The 19,633-nt window shown below is 71.8% G+C and carries 17 protein-coding genes; 11 read left to right on the forward strand and 6 right to left on the reverse strand.

Going from position 1 to position 19,633, the window contains the following annotated elements; genetic code table 11:
• Positions 1–55 precede the first annotated feature (55 nt).
• The 3 genes from GRF61_RS14335 to GRF61_RS14345 form a co-directional block, all read right to left on the reverse strand.
• Entirely contained in the window at positions 56–1,141 is a 1,086-nt protein-coding gene (locus GRF61_RS14335) for a TRAP transporter substrate-binding protein (protein WP_169151319.1), read from the reverse strand.
• A gap of 82 nt (positions 1,142–1,223) precedes the next feature.
• A complete protein-coding gene (locus GRF61_RS14340) occupies positions 1,224–2,225 on the reverse strand; it encodes a PDR/VanB family oxidoreductase (RefSeq protein WP_169151320.1) in 1,002 nt (333 codons plus the stop codon).
• A gap of 282 nt (positions 2,226–2,507) precedes the next feature.
• On the reverse strand, positions 2,508–3,659 hold the full coding sequence (locus GRF61_RS14345) for an aromatic ring-hydroxylating dioxygenase subunit alpha (RefSeq protein WP_169151321.1): 1,152 nt from the start codon (positions 3,657–3,659) through the stop codon (positions 2,508–2,510).
• A gap of 175 nt (positions 3,660–3,834) precedes the next feature.
• Here GRF61_RS14345 and GRF61_RS14350 point away from each other — a divergent pair, with 175 nt between their 5' ends.
• Positions 3,835–4,749 (forward strand): LysR family transcriptional regulator, encoded by a 915-nt coding sequence (locus GRF61_RS14350; RefSeq protein WP_169151322.1) that lies wholly within the window; start codon positions 3,835–3,837, stop codon positions 4,747–4,749.
• Between the two features lie 67 nt (positions 4,750–4,816).
• On the opposite strand, the gene GRF61_RS14355 is transcribed toward GRF61_RS14350, so the two are convergent.
• Complete coding sequence (locus tag GRF61_RS14355; protein WP_169151323.1) at positions 4,817–5,404, reverse strand: malonic semialdehyde reductase; 588 nt, start codon at positions 5,402–5,404, stop codon at positions 4,817–4,819.
• Positions 5,405–5,747: 343 nt separating this feature from the next.
• Between GRF61_RS14355 and GRF61_RS14360 the strand changes: the two genes are divergently transcribed.
• From GRF61_RS14360 to GRF61_RS14370, 3 genes are all read left to right on the forward strand, one after another.
• The gene (locus GRF61_RS14360; RefSeq protein ID WP_169151324.1) at positions 5,748–6,815 is read left to right on the forward strand and encodes a TRAP transporter substrate-binding protein; all 1,068 of its coding nucleotides are present in this window, start codon (positions 5,748–5,750) and stop codon (positions 6,813–6,815) included.
• 72 nt (positions 6,816–6,887) lie between these two features.
• Positions 6,888–7,658 (forward strand): class II aldolase/adducin family protein, encoded by a 771-nt coding sequence (locus tag GRF61_RS14365; RefSeq protein WP_169151325.1) that lies wholly within the window; start codon positions 6,888–6,890, stop codon positions 7,656–7,658.
• Between the two features lie 55 nt (positions 7,659–7,713).
• Positions 7,714–8,694, forward strand: coding sequence for a 2-dehydropantoate 2-reductase (locus GRF61_RS14370; protein ID WP_169151326.1), 981 nt, complete (start codon positions 7,714–7,716; stop codon positions 8,692–8,694).
• Between the two features lie 327 nt (positions 8,695–9,021).
• Here GRF61_RS14370 and GRF61_RS14375 read toward each other — a convergent pair whose 3' ends face one another.
• A complete protein-coding gene (locus tag GRF61_RS14375) occupies positions 9,022–10,056 on the reverse strand; it encodes a VWA domain-containing protein (protein WP_169151327.1) in 1,035 nt (344 codons plus the stop codon).
• A gap of 522 nt (positions 10,057–10,578) precedes the next feature.
• Between GRF61_RS14375 and GRF61_RS14380 the strand changes: the two genes are divergently transcribed.
• The 4 genes from GRF61_RS14380 to GRF61_RS14395 all read left to right on the forward strand — a co-directional run bounded on the left by GRF61_RS14380 (position 10,579) and on the right by GRF61_RS14395 (position 14,492).
• On the forward strand, positions 10,579–11,430 hold the full coding sequence (locus GRF61_RS14380) for a trypsin-like peptidase domain-containing protein (protein ID WP_348982404.1): 852 nt from the start codon (positions 10,579–10,581) through the stop codon (positions 11,428–11,430).
• A 124-nt stretch (positions 11,431–11,554) separates the two neighbouring features.
• Positions 11,555–12,526: a MoxR family ATPase gene (locus GRF61_RS14385; RefSeq protein WP_348982405.1), complete on the forward strand. Its 972-nt coding sequence runs from the start codon at positions 11,555–11,557 to the stop codon at positions 12,524–12,526.
• Positions 12,504–13,436: a DUF58 domain-containing protein gene (locus GRF61_RS14390; protein ID WP_169151330.1), complete on the forward strand. Its 933-nt coding sequence runs from the start codon at positions 12,504–12,506 to the stop codon at positions 13,434–13,436. Before GRF61_RS14385 ends, GRF61_RS14390 begins: the two co-directional genes overlap by 23 nt.
• 12 nt (positions 13,437–13,448) lie before the next feature.
• Entirely contained in the window at positions 13,449–14,492 is a 1,044-nt protein-coding gene (locus tag GRF61_RS14395; protein ID WP_169151331.1) for a VWA domain-containing protein, read from the forward strand.
• A gap of 70 nt (positions 14,493–14,562) precedes the next feature.
• On the opposite strand, the gene GRF61_RS14400 is transcribed toward GRF61_RS14395, so the two are convergent.
• Positions 14,563–15,240, reverse strand: a complete 678-nt coding sequence (locus GRF61_RS14400; RefSeq protein WP_169151332.1) for an alpha/beta fold hydrolase — start codon at positions 15,238–15,240, stop codon at positions 14,563–14,565.
• A gap of 249 nt (positions 15,241–15,489) precedes the next feature.
• On the opposite strand from GRF61_RS14400, the gene GRF61_RS14405 reads away from it, so the two are divergent.
• The 3 genes from GRF61_RS14405 to GRF61_RS14415 all read left to right on the forward strand — a co-directional run bounded on the left by GRF61_RS14405 (position 15,490) and on the right by GRF61_RS14415 (position 19,590).
• On the forward strand, positions 15,490–16,923 hold the full coding sequence (locus GRF61_RS14405) for an aldehyde dehydrogenase family protein (protein ID WP_169151333.1): 1,434 nt from the start codon (positions 15,490–15,492) through the stop codon (positions 16,921–16,923).
• A 65-nt stretch (positions 16,924–16,988) separates the two neighbouring features.
• On the forward strand, positions 16,989–18,038 hold the full coding sequence (locus GRF61_RS14410) for a transglutaminase family protein (RefSeq protein ID WP_169151334.1): 1,050 nt from the start codon (positions 16,989–16,991) through the stop codon (positions 18,036–18,038).
• 79 nt (positions 18,039–18,117) lie between these two features.
• Positions 18,118–19,590 (forward strand): hypothetical protein, encoded by a 1,473-nt coding sequence (locus GRF61_RS14415; protein WP_169151335.1) that lies wholly within the window; start codon positions 18,118–18,120, stop codon positions 19,588–19,590.
• The last annotated feature ends 43 nt before the right edge of the window (positions 19,591–19,633 follow it).

Raw genomic sequence — 19,633 nt, forward strand, 5'->3', positions numbered from 1 at the left:
GGGCCGGAGCGGGGGCGCCCGCCCCGGCCTTGGGGGCTTGCCGCTGGCTGCCGCCTCAGGGCGCGGCGGCCAGTTCCCTCGCGGCCGCGGCCAGCGCCTTGCCGTCCAGCCCCTTGCGGCTGACTTCGGCGATCCATTCCTCGTCCACCTTGGCGGTGGCGGCGCGCATGGCGCGCATGTCGTCCTCGCTGAAGCGATGGATCTTGCCGCCGCCGGCCAGCACCTTGGCGCGGGCAGCCTCGGTTTCGTCGTCCCAGTTGCGGCCGGCGCGGGTGACCAGGGCTTCGCCGCTGTGCTTGTCGATGACCGCCTTCAGGTCGTCCGGCAGGCGCTCGTACTTGGCCTTGTTCATCAGGATGGTGAGCACGGTGGCAACCGGGAAGGGCTGGCCGGCGGGCGGGTCGACATGGAAGCGGGTGACCTCGTCGAGCTTGGTCGAGGGCACGAACTCCCAGCCGCCCATGGCGCCGTCCACCACGCCCTTGGAGATGGCCTCGGTCATCTGCGCCGGCGGCATGGCCACCGGCTGGCCGCCGAGCGCGGCCAGGGTCTTGGAGGCCATGCGGCCGGGCGCGCGCAGCTTGAGGCCCTCGATGTCGGCCGGCGTCTTGATCTCCTTGCGGCCGGTGTGCAGGGTGACGCCGCCGTCGACGAACATCGCCAGCACCTTGTAGGCGTCGAACTCCTTCTGCGCGTGGCGCTGGTAGTACTGCCAGGTGGCGAGGCCGCCGCGGCTGGCGTCGCTGATGACGAAGGGCAGCTCCATGGCTTCGATGGCGGGGAAGCGGCCGGCGGAGTAGCCGGGCACGGTCCATACCACGTCGGCGACGCCGTTCTTGACCTGGTCCACCAGCTGCGCCGGCGTGCCGCCCAGCTGCATCGCCGGGTAGAACTGGCAGGCGATGCGGCCCTGGGAGTCACGGGCGATGTCGGCACACCAGGGCACCAGCACCTTCTGGTGGCCGGAGACGTTGGCCGGCAGGAAGTGGGCGACCTTGAGGGTGACCTCCTGGGCGTGGGCGGCCGGAATGGCGAGGGCGGCCAGCGCGGTGGCCAGCGCCAGCGTGGGCAGGGCGGCCCGGGGTTTCTTGCTGCGGCGGGTGGACGGCGCGGCCGGCGTGGGTTGACGGGTGGATTTCATGCTGTCGTCTCCTTCTTCTCTGGTGGGGTGCTGCTGCCGCCGCGGCCGGTGGCCGGGCGGCGGATGGGCGCTGCCGGCGGGATCAGAGATCCAGCTTCAGCAACGGGCCTCGGGCGCGTGAGCAGCAGGGCAGGAAGTGGTCTGCTGCGGCGCGCTCTTGTGCGGTGAGGAACTGGTCGCGGTGGTCTGGCTGGCCGGCGAGCACCCGGGTGAGGCAGGTGCCGCACACGCCTTGCTCGCAGGAGGTGGGAATGTCGATGCCGGCGCGGGCCAGGGCCTGGGTGACGGATTCGTCCGCCGCCACCGGGATGCGGGCGCCGGTGCTGGCGATCTCGACTTCGAAGGGCAGGTCGCCGCTGTCGACGACTGCCGGGGCGCGGCCGAAGTGCTCGCGGTGCAGGCGGTCTGCGTCCCAGCCCAGGTTGAGGGCGGTGGTGGCGAGGTGGTCCATGAAGCCGGCCGGGCCGCAGACGTAGAGGTGGGCGCCGGCCGTCGCGCCGGCGAGCGCGGCGGCGGCGTCGAAGGGCTGTTCGTCGTCGAAATGCAGCTGGCTGCGGGCAGCGTGCGGCGCGGCGGCCAGGCGGGAGAGGAAGGCGGCCTGGGAGCGGCGGCGGGCACAGTAGTGCAGGCGGTAGTCGCGGCCGGCGGCGGCCAGCGCTTCGGCCATGGCGAGAATGGGCGTGATGCCGATGCCGCCGGCCACCAGCAGCGCCGGTGCGGGTTCCGGCGCGAGGGCGAAGAGGTTGCGCGGTGCCGAGATGCGCAGCCGCCGGCCTTCTTCCAGCTGCCGGCACAGGGCGCGCGAGCCGCCGCGGGAGGCGGGGTCGTCCAGCACGCCGATGAGGTAGTGGTCGGCGGCGCCGGCGCGCGGCGGGTTGCACAGGGAGTACTGGCGGATGAGCTGGCGGACGAGCTGGCGGCCGGAGGGGCTGCCGGGCGCGCCGTCATCGGCGATGTCTATGGTGACGTCGATGTGGGCGCCGGCCTCGAAGGCGGGCAGGGTGCCGCCGTCGGGGCGCTCAAGGCGGAAGCTGAAGATGCCTTCGGCTTCCCGCTGCTTGCGGGTGAGCACGACTTCGTACATGTCTCTCTCCAGGGGCCGCGCCTCTGTTGGGTGCGTGCCGGGGTTGGGGGGCTTGGTGCCGTTCTGTGTGCTGCAGGGCGTTTGGCCCTATGTCGCGTAGTTGGTGAAGGAAGGATGGCGCTGACGCCGTCCAGGCAAATGAGAGGCTGGTTCTCCCTCATCCGCCGAGGGGAGCGGGGAAAGACGCGGTGCTTGCGGGGTGGCGGTCGATCTCGGCGTGGACCGTGCAGCGCGGGCGGCCAGCCAGAATTGCATGCCGGCCGCGCCTGAGCCCTCTCTCCCTCAAGCCGGCTGCGGTTGCGCCCGTGCCGCGGCGCTGCCCTCCGGCTGCCTCGCCGCCGCCCGCGCGGCCGCCTCCGCCTCGGCCCGCGCCTTGATGTACCGGCGCATCGCGATCGCCGGCCCGTCCGCCGCCAGCGACATTTCGTGGAAGTCCTCGTCGGCGCTGGCCAGCAGTTCCTCCTGCAGCGCCAGGCCGACCACGTCCTCATGGAAGGCGGCGAACAGGCGTTCGTGCATGGCGTGGGTGATGGCGGCGTCCTGCTGGGCGAAGTCGCGGCCGTGCACCACGAAGTAGTGGGTGCTGGTGGCGGTCTCCGGTGTCGGCAGGTGGGCGGTGCGGATGCGGAACTCCGGCCGGCTTCCGGCGGGCAGGGCGGTGTCGTAGAAGACCACGTTCACCTCGTGCATGGCCGGCGAGTGGAACTCGGAGCGGGCGATGCGGGCGGCGGTGGGCTTGCCGTAGAGGCCGGTGGGCTCGCCCCACACCGGCGGCAGCGAGGTCGGCACCACGTTGCGTACCAGGGCGAAGCGGCCGTCGCCCAGCTCGGTCTGGTAGGCGGCGCCGGCGTAGTCCGGCGTGCCTATGGTGGCGGCATGGAGGAAGCTGAGGTGGGTGAGGTCCAGCAGGTTCTCGTGCAGGCGCACGTAGCTGGCGCGCAGGTCCATGTGGCCGTGGGAGGTTTCCCACGCGGGGTCGGTGATCCAGGCGGCGGGCGGCAGTTGCGCCGGGTCGGCCTCGGCCGGGTCGCCCATCCAGATCCACAGCAGCGGGCCATGCTCCACCACCGCGTAGGCGCGCACCCCTATGCCTTTGGGACAGGGCGACTGCGACGGCGCCTCCACACAGTCGCCGTGGCTGTCGAAGCGCAGGCCGTGGTAGCCGCAGACGATGGTGTCGCCGTCGCGGCGGCTGGCGGAGAGGGGGAAGGAGCGGTGCGGGCAGCGGTCGTCCAGCACCACCGCGCGGCCATCGCCAGTGCGGAACATCACCACCCGCTTGCCCAGCAGGGTGCGGCGGAGCAGGGCCTCGCCGACTTCCTCGGCGAAGGCGGCGACATACCAGGCGTTGTAGATGAAGGGGGTGTCGCGGTCGGCGAGGCGGCGGGAAGCGGCCTGGGCGGCCTGGATGAGCTTGGCGCTGGGGCGGGTCATGTCTCTGTCTCCTCGTTCTTTTGTTGTATTGCCGCGCCTGCTGCCGGCGAGGCGGCGATGGAGGCAAGTCTAGGAAGCGGCGGTGGGTGTGGTAAATGCGCTGGCGGACATGTCTAATATGTTAGTGATTCATGTTGTCCCGCAGCACGACCGCGTTCCCATGCATGGAGGCCGGATGTCTTTCCGCGAGCTGGATCTCAACCTGATGCCGGTGCTGGATGCCTTGCTGACCCACGGCAGCGTGTCGCGCGCCGGTGAGGCGCTGGGCATGACGCAGCCGACGATGAGCCACGCGCTGCGCCGGCTGCGCGTCTATTTCAACGATCCGCTGTTCGTCCGCAGCGGCGCCCGCATGGTGGCAACGCAGAAGGCGCTGGAGCTGGCGCCGGTGGTGGCGGAGATGATGGAGGGCGTGCGCGCCCGCCTGGTGCCGGGGGCGGGCTTCGACCCGGCGCAGTCGCGGCGGGTGTTCTCGTTGAGCATGACCGACATGGCCGAGCTGGTGTTCATGCCGCGGCTGGTGCCGCGCTTGCGCGAGCGCGCGCCGCATGCGCGCCTGCGGGTGTTGCGGCTGATGCCGCGCGAGCTGCCGGCGGCGCTGGAGCGGCGCGACATCGACCTCGCCATCGGCAGCCTGCCGCTGACCGCCGAGGGCCTGTACCAGCAGCAGCTGGTGCGCCATCCGCTGGTGTGCATCGTCAGCCGCGACAACCCGCGCTACGGCGAGCGCATAGCGCGCGAGGCTTACCTCGCCGCCGAGCACGTTGGCGTGATGCCTTTCGGCCGCGACGAGGACATCTTCGAATGGGCGCTGCAGGCGCAGGGCCTGAAGCGGCGCTTCTTCATGATGACCCAGGGCTTCCTGACGCTGCCGATGCTGATCGAGGGCAGCGACCTGATCGCCACCGTGCCGGAGCACATGGCGCGGGTGTTCGGCACCCACGCCGGCATCCGCTGCCTGCCGCCGCCGGTGGAGCTGCCGGCGCTGGCGCTGCGCCAGAGCTGGCATCCACGCTTCCAGCACGACCCCGGCAACGCCTGGCTGCGGGCGCTGTTCTTCGAGACCTTCTCGGCCGACCGGGCGGGGTGAACGCGGCAGCCCCGCGGCCGGCGGGCTGCCGGCGGCGGGGCTGCGGGTGTGTCGGGAAGGGAGCGCGTCAGACGATGCGGGCGACTTCGTCGAAGCCCAGGCGCGGGCCGCGCGGATAGTTGCCGGCGGCGTCGCCGTAGCCGAGGTTGATCAGCATGTTGGACTTGAACTCGCCGCCGGGGAAGAACTCGGCGTCCACCTTGGCGGCATCGAAGCCGCTCATCGGGCCGCAGTCCAGGCCCAGCGCGCGGGCGGCAACGATCAGGTAGGCGGCCTGCAGGCTGCTGTTGCGGAAGGCGGTGGCATCGGCCAGCGCGGCGTTGCCGGCGAACATGTCGCGAGCGCCGGGCACGGCGGGGAACTGCGCCGGCAGCTGCTCGTAGAAGCGCGGGTCCTGGGCGACGATGACGGTCACCGGCGCGGCCATGGTCTTGTCCGCATTGCCCGGGGCCAGCCCCGGCTTGAGCCTGGCCTTGGCCTCGGCGCTCTTGACGAACACATAGCGCGCCGGCTGGCAGTTCATCGAGGTCGGGCCCCACTTCAGCAGCTCGTAGAGCTGGCGCAGGGTGTCATCGGATACCGGCTGGTCGGTGAAGCGGTTGAAGCTGCGGGCGGTGCGGAAGATGAGGTCGAGGGCGGCGTCGTTGGCGCTCATGGTGTGTCCTTGCTTTTGTTTTGAGGGGCCGGGGTGGAGCCCCGGAGCATGGCGGTGATTGTCGCCGTATCCGCCGCCGGAAAAAACCGCGGCAGGTGAATCACACTGTTCCGCGGGAGGAATCAATCGGCGGCTCGCTCCCGGGGTGAAGGCCTGCCGGGAGGGCCTGCGCAGGGGAGGGCACCGACGCTGCGGCGGCAGCCCGCCTCCCAACGAAGATTTCCGCCGGATCCGTACAGCGTCCGCCGTTTTCGGGTAGCCGGCGGCCGGGCCGGATTCCTAGCATGGCGATGCCGCCCGCGCATCCGTTCGCCGGCGGTTTCTGCCCATAAAGGAGACACCCATGCGCGGACTGCGCCTTTCCCGTTTCGCCCTGCTCACCGCATCGGCCCTGGTCACCGCCGCTGCCAGCTTGCCCGCTACCGCCGCCGAAGAAGTCACCCTGCGCCTCGCCCACTTCCTGCCCGGCGTCGCGCTGGCGCAGAAAGAGGTGCTGGCGCCCTGGTGCGACACCCTGACGCGCGAATCCGCCGGCCGCATCAAGTGCCAGTTCTTCCCGGCGATGCAGCTCGGCGGCACCCCCGGCCAGCTCGCCGACCAGGCGAAGAACGGCGTGGCCGACGTGGTGTGGACCGCGCCCGGCTACTCGCCCGGCCGCTTCCCCCGTACCGAGGCGCTGGAGCTGCCCGGCGTGATGCCGCTGGGCGGCACCGCGCAGGCCAGGATGGCCTGGGCCTTCTACGAGCAGAACCTGCGCGAGGAGTACGCTGGCTACAAGGTGCTCGCCATGCACGGCGACGGCGGCATGAACATCCACACCGCCAACAAGCCGGTGAACAGCCCGGACGACCTGCGCGGCATGAAGCTGCGCGCGCCCAACCGCGCCATCTCCCGTACCCTGGCGGCGCTGGGCGCGATGCCGGTGGCGATGCCGCCGGCGCAGATGACCGAGGCCATCGCCAAGGGCGTGGTGGACGGCGCCTCGGCGGTGTGGGAGGTCATCGTGCCGACCAAGCTGGACGAGGTCACCCGTTTCCACATGGAGACCCCGGCGGACAAGCCGGCGCTGGGTGCCACCGTGCTGGTGGTGCTGATGAACAAGGACAAGTACGCCGCGCTGCCGGCGGACCTGCGCGAGATCCTCGACCGCAACAGCGGCGCCGCGCTGTCGGCCCGCTTCGGCACCGCCTGGGATGGCGCCATCGAGGCCGCCCGCAACAAGGTCAAGGCCGCCGGCCACACCGTCACCCTGCTGGACGGCGCCGACTACGAGCAGCTGCGCCAGCGCAGCGCCACCGTGGAGCGCGACTGGGTGGAGGAGGTGCGCGCCAAGGGCGTGGATGGCGCCGCCCTGCTCGCCGCCGCGCGGGCACTGGCGGGCAGGAACCCGGCGGCCACCGCCGCACGCTGAACGCCTGGGCGCCGGGCGGCTGTGGTCGCCCGGCGCCGGGCAATCGATAGACAGGAAAGGAGGAAGGACGACATGGAAAATAACAGACGCGACTACAACCGCCCGGCGCGCTTCGGTGCCGCCGAATGGCAGGCGCGGGTGGAACTGGCGGCGATGTACCGCATCTTCGCCTACCTCAAGTGGGACGAATCCATCTACAACCACATCTCGCTGCGGGTGCCGGGCGAGCCGCAGCACTTCCTCATCAACCCCTTCGGCCTGCACTACAGCGAGGTCTGCGCCTCCAACCTGGTCAAGGTGGACATCGACGGCAACATCGTCGGCCACGCCGACTGGCCCATCAACCCGGCCGGCTTCACCTTCCACAGTGCCATCCATGCGCAGGTGGAAGGCGCCCACTGCGTCATGCATGTGCATACCACCGCCACCCAGGCGGTGTGCTGCCTCAAGCAGGGGCTCTCCTTCAGCAACTTCTACGCCGCCCAGCTCTACGGCAAGGTGGCCTACCACGAGTTCGAGGGCATCACGGTGCACATGGACGAGGGCGAGCGCATCCTCGCCAGCGCCGGCGGCAAGCCGGTGCTGCTGCTGCGCAACCACGGCCCGGTGGTGCTGGGCGCCACCCCGGCGCAGGCCTTCGCCCTGCTGTGGCTGGTGCAGCGCGCCTGCGAGGTGCAACTGGCGGCGCAGTCCATGGGCGAGGTGATCGAGCTGCCGCGGCCGGTGCTGGAGAAGTGCGTGGCGGATTCGCTCAACTTCGACCCCCGCTTCGGCGCGGGCGAGGACGCGCTGGCGGCCTTCACCCGGCTGGTCGAGCGCGTCGATCCCGGCTACCGTTATTGAGGCGCGGCCGGCAGCCGGCACGCGCGACAACGACAAGACGAGGAGGATTTCCGCAGTGAAGATCTGTCTCTACGGCGTCGGCGCGGTCGGCGGACTCATGGGCACCCGGCTGGCCGCCGCCGGCCACGCCCTCAACGCGGTGGCGCGCGGCGACACCCTGGCTGCCCTGCGCCAGCATGGCCTGGGGCTGGAGGAAGCCGACGGCAGCCGCCGCTATTTCCCCATCCGCGCGGTGGCCGAGCCGGCCGAACTCGGGCCGCAGGACCTGGTGATCGTGGCGGTGAAGCAGCCGGCGCTGGCGGCGGTGGCGGATGCCATCGGCCCGCTGCTCGGCCCGCACACCAAGGTGCTGCTGGCCATGAACGGCGTGCCCTGGTGGTTCTTCGACGGACTCCCTGGCCCGCTGGCCGGCACCACGCTGACCACGGTGGACCCGGATGGCGGCCTGCGCCGGCGCATACCCAGCGAGCAGGTGATCGGCTGCGTGGTGCACATCGCCTGCAACACCCCGGCGCCGGGCGTGTGCCGCCACGGCTTCGGCAACGGCCTGATCCTGGGCGAACCGGCCGGCGGCGCGGCCTCGGCGGGGCTGCGCGCGGCGGCGGAACTGCTGTCCGGCGCCGGGCTGGAGGTGAAGCTGTCCGAGCGCATCCAGCAGGACATCTGGTTCAAGCTGTGGGGCAACATGACCATGAACCCCATCTCCGCCCTCACCGGCGCCACCTCCGATCGCATGCTGGACGACCCGCTGGTGAACGATTTCTGCGTGGCGGTGATGCGCGAGGCGGCCGAGGTCGGCGAACGCATCGGCTGCCCGGTGGCGCAGTCGCCGCAGGAGCGCAATGCCGTCACCCGCAAGCTGGGCGCCATGAAGACCTCCATGCTGCAGGACGTGGAAGCCGGCCGCAGGCTGGAGGTGGATGCGCTGATCGGCGTGGTGCACGAGATCGCCGGCCGGGTTGGCGTACAGGTACCCAGCATCGCGGCGCTGTTCGGTTTGTTGAGGCTGTTCGCGGAGACGCGGGGATTGCGTTGAGGGGAAGGGCCGCCCTCGCAGTGGTTTTCTCCCCTCTCCCCTGGCGGGAGAGGGGACGGGGGAGAGGGGGAGGTGCCCGCGAGCCTCGCTCGTAGCCGCGCCTTGCGGGGCGTCCCCCTCTCCCCGGCCTTCCCCCGCGAGGGGGGAGGGAGCAAACCCGTGCTGGCGAGATGAGCAGGTGGCTCTTCTCCGTCGGCATAGGGGAGAGTCAGGCGATGCTTTCTATTCCCCCTCTCTTCGAGCGAGCCATCTTGCAAGGGGAGAGGGGAGAAACCATGCCGCGTCCGGTTGATTGGCGGAGACGCGGCCCAGCCTTGGCCCCACCCCTCAGGCGTACCGATTCACCCGCGTCAGCGACACGAACGCCGCCGCCAGCATCAGCGCGGCGGCGGCGGCCGCGAACAGGGCGGTGATTTCGGTGCCCCTGCGCTCCAGTACGAAGCGGGCATTGAGGTCCTGGTAGATCTGCTGCAGTTCCGCCGCGGTGCCGGCGTGGAAGTAGCGCGCCTGGGTGATGTCGGCGATGGCTTTCAGCGTGTCCTCGTCGAAGCGCATGAACACCGACCAGCCTTCGTTGCTCACCATCGCCCCTTCCGAGGTGCCGAAGCCCACGGTGAACACGCGCACCCCATGCTCGGCGGCCATGCGGGCAGCGTCCACCGGGTCGGGGCCGGTGGTGCGGCGGCCGTCGGTGAGCAGGATCACCGCCGCCGAGTTGAAGGAGGCCGGCGCCACCGCGTCTGCCGCCGGAGGGCGCGTAGGGACAGGTGCGGCCGGGCCACCGCGGCGGCCGTTGATCAGCGTCTGCTCGGGATCTATCGCGCGCTCGGGAAACAGGGTGGCGAGGGAGACGATGATGCCGCTGCCGATGGCGGTGTGGCGGTCCAGCTGCAGGCGGTCGATGGCGGCGATGAGGTCGTCCCGGTTGTCGGTGGGTGGCTGCACCACGGTGGCGGTGCCGGCGAAGGAGACGATGCCGACGCGCACATCCGCGGGCTGGGCGCGGACGAACTCCCGCGCCGCGGCCTGGGCGGCGGCCAGCCGGTCGGGCGCGATGTCGGTCGCGCTCATGCTCAGCGACACGTCGATGGCGAGGATGATGGTGCGCTGCTCCGACGGCAGGGTGACCACCGCGCTCGGCCGCGAGATGGCCACCACCGCGGCGGCGACGGCGAGCAGGAGCAGCAGCGCGGGCAGGTGGCGCATCAGCCACTGGCCGCGCCCCAGCGCAGGCCTCAGCAGCGCCAGGCTGGCGTAGCGCAGCGGCGCGCGGCGGCGCCGGCGCAGCAGTAATACGTATGCCGCCACCAGCGCCGGCAGGGCCAGCGCGAGCCAGATCAGATCGGGCCACATCAGGGTCATGGCGTCTCCTTCCGGCGCGGCGCCGGCCTGAACATCCGCCACCGGTGGGTCCGGTGCATCCGTTTTACTGTAGCACCGCGTTCGGGCTTCGCCGGCCGCATCGGCCGCCTGAGGCACGGGCGGCGAAGCCAGCGCAGCGGCGCCGGAAAGCGCTTGCCGGGCGGGCACTTGGGGCGCCTTCGGGCTTATTGCGGCGGCGACGGAATTTCTCCGCAGCGCTACAGTCACACTTGCCATCGCCCCGCTGACGGCCGCTGCTGCGTGCCCCGGTGCCGGGCCAGCCGACCGGTGGGGGATTGCCACATGGGAAGAACGCCGCTCTACAGCAGCAGCGCAGCTTCGTTCCGCGGGAAGGGGCGTGCGCGCACACCAGCCGGCGGGGTTGCCGCGGCTTCCAGCCCGGTCTCCACCGCGGCTCCCCCTTCTCCCGCCACACCCCACGACGCCACCGCATCCGGCCCCTGTCCGCCGGCGGCGCCGGCGCGCTCCCGTGGTCTGCGTGCCTTCTTCGGACGAAAGCCGGTGCTGTTCTTCGCCGGCCTGCTGGCGGCGCTGCTGCCGCTGGGAATCTACATGGGCATGCAGACCGCGCCGCATGTACCCGCCGACGAGGACATCGAGAAGGTGGTGGCGAAGACGCTGGAGCAGCGCGGAGTGGCCGCGCCGGCGGCCAAGGCCTACGACAAGATCCGGCCCTCGGTGGTGCGGGTGCGCGCCTACGCCAGCGCGGCGCCGCCGCAGCACCAGGCGAAGAGCGACAAGCCAGGCAAGGGCAAGGGCGGCGGCGCCGACAAGGCCGGCGATGGCAAGGCGGAGCCGGACGCGGTCAAGGACGAGGCGCAGAGCATAGGCTCGGGCGTGGTCATCGTGGACAGCGGCATCATCCTCACCAACCTCCACGTGGTGGCCGGCTCCAGGCGGCTGAAGGTGATCTTCCACGACGGCATGGAGGCTTCCGCCACCCTGATCGGCGCCCGCCCGGAGCACGACCTCGCTGTGCTGCAGGCCGGCGCCATTCCGGACGACCTCGTGGCGGCGACCATGGCGCCGGCCAGCGAGCTCGCCCTCGGCCAGCCGGTGATGGCGGTGGGCTTTCCCTTCGACATCGGCCCCTCGGTGACCACCGGCGTGGTCTCCGGCCTCAACCGCGAATTCCGTGCCGCCGACGACCGCCAGCCGCTCACCCGCCTGATCCAGTTCGACGCCGCCGCCAACCCGGGCAGCTCCGGCGGCCCGCTGGTGACCATGGAGGGCGACGTGGTCGGCATCGTCACCGGCATCCTCAATCCCACCGATCAGGGTTTCTTCGTCGGCATTGCCTTCGCGGTGCCGATAGAAAGCGCGGCGGGCGCGGCGGGGCTGTCGCCGTTCTGACGCTCGGGGAGGTGCCCGCGGGCACCGCATGCGGCCACGGCCGCGATCATCGCTGCGGCCGCCGGCCGCCAGGGGGAAGCGCATGAGTACCAGGGAATCGGACCAGAACGGGGTGGCGGCGCTGATGGAGCGCATCCTGTACGAGGTGAAGCGGGTGGTGGTGGGGCAGGACCACTTCCTCGAACGGGTGCTGGTGGCGGTGCTGGCGCAGGGCCATCTGCTGGTGGAGGGCGTGCCCGGCCTGGCCAAGACGCTGACGGTGAAGACCCTGGCCGCCACCGTGCGCGGCAGCTTCAAGCGCATCCAGTTCACCCCCGACCTGGTGCCGGCCGACCTGGTCGGCACCCGCATCTACAACCAGAAGAGCGGCGAATTCACCACCTCGCTCGGGCCGGTGTTCGCCAACCTGCTGCTGGCCGACGAGATCAACCGCGCCCCGGCCAAGGTGCAGAGCGCGCTGCTGGAAGTGATGCAGGAGCGCCAGGTGACCATCGCCGGCGAGACCCACAAGGTGCCCAGCCCCTTCCTGGTGCTGGCGACGCAGAACCCGGTGGAGACGGAAGGCACTTATCCGCTGCCGGAAGCCCAGGTGGACCGCTTCATGATGAAGGTGCTGGTGGGTTACCCGAGCGAGGAAGAGGAGTGCGCCATCGTCGAGCGCGTCACCGGCCCCGCCATCACCATCGCCGCCATGGCCAGCACCGAGGAACTGGCCATGCTGCAGCGCGACTGCCGCGGCGCCTACGTGGATCCCTCGCTGGTGCAGTACGCGGTGCGGCTGGTGGCCGCTACCCGCGACCCGGCGCGCTACGGCATCGAGGATGTGGCGCCCTACATCACCTGGGGCGCCAGCCCACGCGCCTCCATCCACCTGGTCGAGGGCGCGCGGGCGCTCGCCTTCCTCCGTGGCCGCAGCTACGTGCTGCCGCAGGACCTCTCCGACCTGGTGCCGGACGTGCTGCGCCACCGCCTGGTGCTGAGCTACGAGGCGCTGGCCGACGAGCTGACGGCGGACGAGATCATCGAGCGCATCACCGCCCGCCTGCCCGCGCCCGAAAAGCCCCTGGAAAGCCATGGACGCCCCGGCGCGCGTTGACCCGGAGCGCCTGCTGCGGCGCCTGGAATGGACGGTGATCCGCCGCCTGGATGGCCTGCTGCAGGGCGACTACCGTTCCCTCTTCCGTGGCTTCGGCCTGGACCTCGCCGATCTGCGCGAGTACCAGCACCACGACGACGTGCGCCACATCGACTGGAACGTCACCGCCCGCCTGCAGACGCCCTACCTGCGCCAGTACAACGAGGACAGGGAGGTGGCGGCCTGGTTTCTGCTCGACCTCAGCCCCTCGGTGGATTTCGGCTCCCAGGCCAAGAAGCGCACCGTGCTGGTGGAGTTCGTGACCGTGCTGGCGCGGCTGTTCACCCGCAACGGCAACCGGGTGGGCGCGGTGTTGTGCGGCGACAAGGTGGACAAGGTGATCGCCGCCCGCAGCGGCCGGCGCCATGTGCTCCACCTGCTGCGCACCCTCACCGGCCGGCCGGAAAGCGCGGCCGGCGGCGAAACCGACCTCGCCGCCTTCCTCGCCAGCGCACTCAAGGTGGTGCCGCGGCGCTCGCTGGTGTTCGTCGTTTCCGACTTCATCGGTGCCGGCGGCTGGGAGCGCCCCCTCCATCAACTGGCGCAGCGCCACGAACTGCTGTCGGTACGGGTGCACGATCCGCTGGAGCATGAACTGCCCGACCTCGGCCTGCTGGTGTTCGAAGACGCCGAAACCGGCGAGCAGTTGCAGGTGGATACCCACGACCGCCGCTTCCGCGAGCGCTTCGTCGCACAGGCGGAGGTGCGGGAGGCCGGGCTGCGCCGCAGCTTTGCCGCCGCCGGGGTGGACGTGCTGGAACTGGGTACCGAGGGCGACCTCGCCGACGCGGTGATGCGCTTCGCCGAGCTGAGGCGCTGGCGCAGCCGCAGCGCCGGCGGCGGCCTGCCCGGGCACTTGGGCGCCGGCTAGGGGAGGTGCGCGATGAGCTTCGTCTGGCCCCGTCTGCTCTGGTTGCTGCTGTTGTTGCCGCTGCTGGTGCTGCTCTACCTGAGCATCCTGCGCCAGCAGCGCGCCACCATGCTGCGCCACGCCGGCCTCGCCCTGGTACAGGAGGCCTTGAGCCGCAACCGTGGCTGGCGCCGTCATTTGCCGCCGCTGCTGTTCCTGCTTGGCCTGGCGGCGATGATGGTGGCGATGGCGCGGCCGGTGGCGGTGCTCACGCTGCCGGAAGAGGAACGCACCATCATCCTGGCGATGGATATCTCCGGCAGCATGCGCGCGGCCGATGTCGGCCCCAACCGCCTTGCCGCCGCCCAGGCCGCCGCCCACAGCTTTGTCGCCGCGGTGCCCAAGAGCACCCGGGTGGGCGTGGTCGCCTTCGCCGCCACCGCCGCGCTGGTGCAGCCGCCCACCCGCAACCACGAGGAAATCGACGCCGCCATAGACCGCTTCCAGCTGCAGCGCGGCACCGCGGTGGGCAGCGGCCTGCTGGTGGCCCTGGCGGCCATCTTTCCCGAGGCCGGCATCGACATCCAGGCCCTCACCGGCGAAGGCGAGGCGCCGCCGCTGCGCCCCGGCGGCACGCCGCCGCCACCCAAGCCGCCGAAGCCGCCGCCGGTGGCGCCCGGCTCCTACCCGGATGCCGCCATCGTGCTGCTCACTGACGGCCAGCGCACCGCCGGCCCGGCGGTGGAGGAGGCGGCGCAGTTCGTGGCCGACCGCGGCGTGCGCGTCTATACCGTGGGCATCGGCACGCCGGAAGGCGAGGTGGTGGGCTACGAAGGCTGGTCCATGCGCGTGCGGCTGGACGAGGCGACGCTGAAGGGCGTGGCCGACGCCACCCGGGGCGAGTACTTTCATGCCACCAGCGCCAGCGAGCTGGAGCAGATCTACCGCAACCTCGGCAGCCGGCTGGTGATGAAGACGCAGCAGACCGAGGTAAGCGCGCTGTTTTCCGCGCTGGGCGTGCTGCTGGCGGTGCTGGCGGCCTTCCTGTCGCTGTACTGGTTCAAGCGGGTGTTGTGACTGGGGGAAGGCAAGGCGGCCGGCGAGGGCATGCCGCCCTGCCGGCCGCCTTGCCTTGCCTGGTGCCGTTTCAGCCGCCCAGCACCTGCGCCAGCCAGGCCTCCACATCCCGGATCTCTTCAAGGCACAGGCTGTGTTCGGTGAAGTAGGGATGCCAGGCCAGCGGGTAGCCGGCTTCCTGCATCAGCCTGGCAGAGCGTTCGGCGAAGTCGTAGGGGATCACGGTGTCGCCGTGGCCGTGCGCCATGAAGATGGGCACGTCCTTGTTGGCCGGCGACGCTTCGGCGGCCAGGGTGTCGGCCAGCGGCAGGTAGGTGGACAGCGCCAGCACGCCGGCCAGCCGCCGCGGGTGGCGCAGGGCGGTGTGCAGCGCCACCGCGCCGCCCTGGGAGAAGCCGGCGAGCACGATGCGTTCGTCGGCAATGCCGCGCTCGTTTTCGCGGGCGATCAACGCTTCCAGCTGCCGGGCGGATTCGTGTACGCCGGCCGGGTCTTCGCGGCGGCGGGAGAAGTCGCCGGTGACGAGGTCGTACCAGGCGCGCATCGGGTAGCCGCCGTTGATGGTCACCGGCCGCACCGGTGCATGCGGGAAGACGAAGCGGGTGGGCGGCAGCACTGAGGGGTCGAACTCGTCCACCACCGGCTCGAAGTCGTGGCCGTCGGCGCCCAGGCCGTGCAGCCAGATCACCGCATGGGTGGGTTGGGCGGCGGTCGTGATCTCGACCGCGGGCAGCAGGGCGGTGCTCATGAGCGGGCTCCGGAGGCAAGAGGAAGAGCGGGATTCTCCCTTATCCACGCCCTTGGGCAAGCCTGTCCCGGGCCCGGTCGAAGGCCGCGAGCGGATGGCAGCGCTTGTTCGAACCGCCGGGCCGGTAAGGCTTGGGGGCCCGGGGGCCGTCGGGAGCCGGGCTGGCCGTCGCCCGGCGCGGGAAGCGCCGCCGGCCGGGTCATCCGGCCCCGGCTACAATCGCCGCAGACTTTTTTCAGGAGCGCTGAGATGACGCTGGTACGCGACACCCTTTACATCGGCGGCCGCTGGGTCGCCCCCGCCGGCCGCGGGCTGATCGATGTCATCGACCCCAGCGACGGCAGCCTCTATGCCCGCATCCCGGAAGGCACGGTGGCGGATGCGGAGGCGGCGGTGGCGGCCGCCCGCGCCGCCTTCGACTGCTGGGCGGCGACGCCGGTGTCCGAGCGCGCGGCGGCCATCGCCCGCATCGCCGCCGGGGTGGAGGCGCGCAGCGGCGAGTTGGCGGAGGCCATCGCCCACGAGGTCGGCATGCCACTCAAGCTCGCCGCCCGGGTGCAGGTGGGCGGCCCGCTGTGGCACTGGCGGTACTACGCCGAACTGGCGGACGGCTTCGAGTGGGAGCGCCGCGTCGGCAACTCGCTGGTGGTGCGCGAGCCGGTGGGCGTGGTCGGCGCGATCACGCCGTGGAATTTCCCGCTCAACCAGATCACCCTGAAGGTGGCGCCGGCGCTGCTGGCCGGCTGCACCGTGGTGCTGAAGCCCTCGGAGGTGGCGCCGATCAACGCCTTCCTGCTGGCGGAGATCATCGCCGCCGCCGGCCTGCCGCCGGGCGTGTTCAACCTGGTGACCGGCTACGGGCCGGTGGTGGGCGAGGTGCTGGCCGCCGATCCGCGGGTGGACATGGTGTCCTTCACCGGCTCCACCCGCGCCGGCCGCCGCGTCGCCGAACTGGCCGCGGCCACGGTGAAGAAGGTGGCGCTGGAGCTGGGCGGCAAGTCCGCCGCGGTGGTGCTGGAGGATGCTGACCTGGGCGCGGCGGTGAAGGCCACCGTGTCCAGCTGCCTGCTCAACTCCGGCCAGACCTGCTCCGCCCACACCCGGCTGCTGGTGCCGCGCGCGCGGCTGGACGAGGCGGCGGCGCTGGCCGCCGGGGCGATGGCGAAGATGACGCCCGGCCCGGCCTTGGTCGAGGGCAGCCGCCTCGGCCCGCTGGTGTCGGCGGCGCAGCGCGAGCGGGTGCAGGGCTACATCCGCCGTGGCATCGAGGAGGGCGCCCGCCTGGTCTGCGGTGGCGCCGAGCCGCCGGCCGGGCTGGAGCAGGGCTACTTCGTCGCCCCCACCGCGCTGGTATGCGAGGACGCCAGCGCCACCGTGGCGCAGGAGGAAATCTTCGGCCCGGTGCTGGTGATCCTGCCGCATGACGGCGACGACGACGCGGTGCGCATCGCCAACGATTCCGCCTACGGCCTGGGCGGCGCGGTGTGGGCCGGCAGCGACGCGCGGGCGCTGGCGGCGGCACGGCGCATCCGCAGCGGCCAGGTGGACATCAACGGCGGCGCCTGGAATCCGCGCGCGCCTTTCGGCGGCTATCGCCAGTCCGGCCTCGGGCGGGAGAACGGCGTGTATGGGCTGGAGGAGTTTCTGGAGTACAAGGCGCTGCAATTGCGCGACGGCGCTTGAGCCAGCGGCCGGCGGAGATGAACACGGGCGCCACGCTACACGGCGCCGAATGAAGGGAGCGCAGCATGTCGGTCTTCATCGAGGTCGAGCACATCACCACCTACCGCTACGCCAACCCGGTGGCATTCTCGCCGCACAAGCTGATGTTCCGGCCGCGCGCCGCGCATGACCTGCGGGTGCTGCAGGCCGGGCTGGAGGTATCGCCGCTGGCGCGCCAGCACTGGATACACGACGTGTTCTCGAACTCGGTGGCGGTGGTGGAGCCGGTGGGGCCGGCCACCGAGCTGCGGCTGGCGGCGCGCTTCGTCATCGAGCATTTCGGCGTGCACAACCTGGAGCTTCCGGTGGCGCCGGAGGCGCAGGATTACCCCTTCGAGTATTCCGCCGACGACAAGCTGGACCTCGCCCCCTTCCTGCCGCTGCAGTACCCGGAGGATGCGGCGGCGGTCAGCGCCTGGGTGCAGCCCTTCCTGCCGGCGCGCGGGGTCATCCACACCCAGGACGTGCTGCGCAACATCGCCGAGGGCATACGCGCCGATTTCCGCTATGCCTCCCGCGACGCCATGGGCACCCAGCGCCCGGCGCAGACGCTGGCGCTGGGCAGCGGCACCTGCCGCGACTTCGCCCTGCTGATGATGGAAGCCGCCCGTGGCCTCGGCCTGGCTGCCCGCTTCGTCTCCGGCTACCTGTACGACAAGGCGCTGGACGACGGCTGTGGCGCGTCCGCACCCGCGCCGAGCGCGGACCCGGCCGCCGGCGGACTGCAGCAGGGCGCCCGCCAGCCGGAGAGCGCGGATGCCGGCGCCGTCACCCGCGGCGCCGGCTCCACCCATGCCTGGCTGCATGTCTATCTGCCCGGCGCCGGCTGGGTGCCCTTCGATCCCACCAACACGCTCTATGGCGGCACCGACCTCATCCGCGTCGCCTACACCCGTACGCCGGAACAGGCGGCGCCAGTGGCCGGCGCCTGGTTCGGCGCGGCGGACGACTACCTGGGCATGACGGTGGAAGTAGCGGTGCGGCAGCTGACGCCGGAGGCGGCCGCCGCCATCCTCGCCGCCGACCTCCAGCTGCCCCTGCCGGCCGATGCCGACCCCGCATGCGAGGCGGTGTAACGCGCGTTACGCCGGCTCTGCCGCAACCGTGGCGGGGGCAGGGCGGACAATCGCCGCTCCTTACGCTGGAGCGCGCTTGATGATAGACGTCGAACTCGGTGGCCGTGGCCTGGTGATCGCCAGCCAGCCGCTGCCGGGGCGCATGCTGCCCCTGCTGCTGGCGGCGCTGCTGGAAGCGCGCGGCGAAGGCGGGGCGACGCCGCAGCAGCCCTGCAGCCGGCCGGACCTGCGCGACCGCATCGGCGGCCTCGCCGATCTGCACCGCACCCAGCTGTGGCGCGCGCTGCGCAGCCTCGCCGGCACGCCGCTGCAAGGTCTGGTCGGCCATGCGGCGGCCAGCGCCGGGCCGTACTGGCTGGACGAAGCGCTGGCGGCGCGCTGCGCCTTCCGCATCGACGGCCAGCCGGCGACGCCCTGCGCCCTGGCCGCGCTGCTGCGTCCGCCGCGCGCGGGCGGCGAGGCGACGAGCGCGCCGGTGACGCTGCCGCCGCTGGCCTACATCGACGCCCTCGCCCAGGCCGACCACCTGCTGGACCGCGGCGAGCTCTACCCGGCGCGCCAGCAGCTCGCCCGTGCCCTGAGCCAGCTGTCGGCGGACGACGTGGCCGACCGCGCCGCCATTGCCGTGCGCCGCGCCCGCATCTCCCGCCGCCTGGCCGACTGGGCTGCGCTGCAGGACGACCTGCGCGAACTCTCCGCCCTCGCCACCAGCCCGCGGCTGGTGCCGCAACAGCGCCGCCTGATCGAAGCGCGCATCCAGCTGCTGTCCGCCTGGCACATCTACGGCGGCCTGGGCAACGCCGCCGCCGCGCTGGCGCGGCTGGACGAAGTGGAGCCGGCCAGCCTGGCGGTGGATCTCGCCCTGCGCAACGACTACCTCAACCTGCGTGGCATGGTGCTGCGCGAACTGGCACTGCGGCAGTGCGCGGCGCCGCAAGCCGCCGCCGCGGTCGCCTGCTTCGGCGAGGCCATACGCTGCGCCGCGCTGGCCGCCGCGCCGGAGCAGCTGCAGGTGACCGCCGCCAATCTCGCCAACACCCTGGGGCGGCTGTATGAAGCCGGGCTGTTCGGCGGCGAGGCGGCCGACCCGCCCGCCGACGGCAGCCCGGTGCGCGAGGCGGTGCGCTGGCTGCTGCTCAGCGACGCCATCTGCGCCCGCTGGCAGATCGCCACCCGCTCGCTGCTCAACGTCGTCTTCCTGCTGCGGCTCACCGCGGTGAATCGTCTGCCCTATGCCGAACTCGCCGCGCTGGCGGCGGCACAGGGCATGCCGCTGGCGGCGGCCGGCTACACCGAGTTCGCCGAGCAGGCCTGGCAAGGCCGGCGGGCGGTGCATTCGCAGATCCCGGTGGACCAGCGCTGCGCCTTCTTCCTCGTCTGGGCCACCCATGCGGCGCGCGAGCAGCGCCGGGTGGAATGCGCCGAGCTGTGTCGCCGCATCGCCCACGAAGTGCGCAAGCTGCGCGATGCCGCGCTGCGCCGCTCCTACGCGCAGGAACTGGCGCAGCTGCGCGCCGAACTGGTGAGCCTGCCGGCGCTGCAACGGGCGTAACCGGGAAGGCCGGGGCGGCGCGCGCTGTCCCTGTCGATACTGG

This window comes from Azoarcus sp. TTM-91 (genome assembly GCF_012911025.1).
Taxonomy (GTDB): domain Bacteria; phylum Pseudomonadota; class Gammaproteobacteria; order Burkholderiales; family Rhodocyclaceae; genus Azoarcus.

Coding starts and splice junctions, on each gene's coding strand:
- GRF61_RS14340 (WP_169151320.1), bottom strand. CDS start 2,225: ATGTACGAAGTCGTGCTCACCCGCAAGCAGCGGGAAGCCGAAGGCATC.
- GRF61_RS14345 (WP_169151321.1), bottom strand. CDS start 3,659: ATGACCCGCCCCAGCGCCAAGCTCATCCAGGCCGCCCAGGCCGCTTCC.
- GRF61_RS14390 (WP_169151330.1), top strand. CDS start 12,504: ATGGACGCCCCGGCGCGCGTTGACCCGGAGCGCCTGCTGCGGCGCCTG.
- GRF61_RS14350 (WP_169151322.1), top strand. CDS start 3,835: ATGTCTTTCCGCGAGCTGGATCTCAACCTGATGCCGGTGCTGGATGCC.
- GRF61_RS14365 (WP_169151325.1), top strand. CDS start 6,888: ATGGAAAATAACAGACGCGACTACAACCGCCCGGCGCGCTTCGGTGCC.
- GRF61_RS14375 (WP_169151327.1), bottom strand. CDS start 10,056: ATGACCCTGATGTGGCCCGATCTGATCTGGCTCGCGCTGGCCCTGCCG.
- GRF61_RS14410 (WP_169151334.1), top strand. CDS start 16,989: ATGTCGGTCTTCATCGAGGTCGAGCACATCACCACCTACCGCTACGCC.
- GRF61_RS14355 (WP_169151323.1), bottom strand. CDS start 5,404: ATGAGCGCCAACGACGCCGCCCTCGACCTCATCTTCCGCACCGCCCGC.
- GRF61_RS14395 (WP_169151331.1), top strand. CDS start 13,449: ATGAGCTTCGTCTGGCCCCGTCTGCTCTGGTTGCTGCTGTTGTTGCCG.
- GRF61_RS14335 (WP_169151319.1), bottom strand. CDS start 1,141: ATGAAATCCACCCGTCAACCCACGCCGGCCGCGCCGTCCACCCGCCGC.
- GRF61_RS14360 (WP_169151324.1), top strand. CDS start 5,748: ATGCGCGGACTGCGCCTTTCCCGTTTCGCCCTGCTCACCGCATCGGCC.
- GRF61_RS14405 (WP_169151333.1), top strand. CDS start 15,490: ATGACGCTGGTACGCGACACCCTTTACATCGGCGGCCGCTGGGTCGCC.
- GRF61_RS14385 (WP_348982405.1), top strand. CDS start 11,555: ATGGAGCGCATCCTGTACGAGGTGAAGCGGGTGGTGGTGGGGCAGGAC.
- GRF61_RS14400 (WP_169151332.1), bottom strand. CDS start 15,240: ATGAGCACCGCCCTGCTGCCCGCGGTCGAGATCACGACCGCCGCCCAA.
- GRF61_RS14415 (WP_169151335.1), top strand. CDS start 18,118: ATGATAGACGTCGAACTCGGTGGCCGTGGCCTGGTGATCGCCAGCCAG.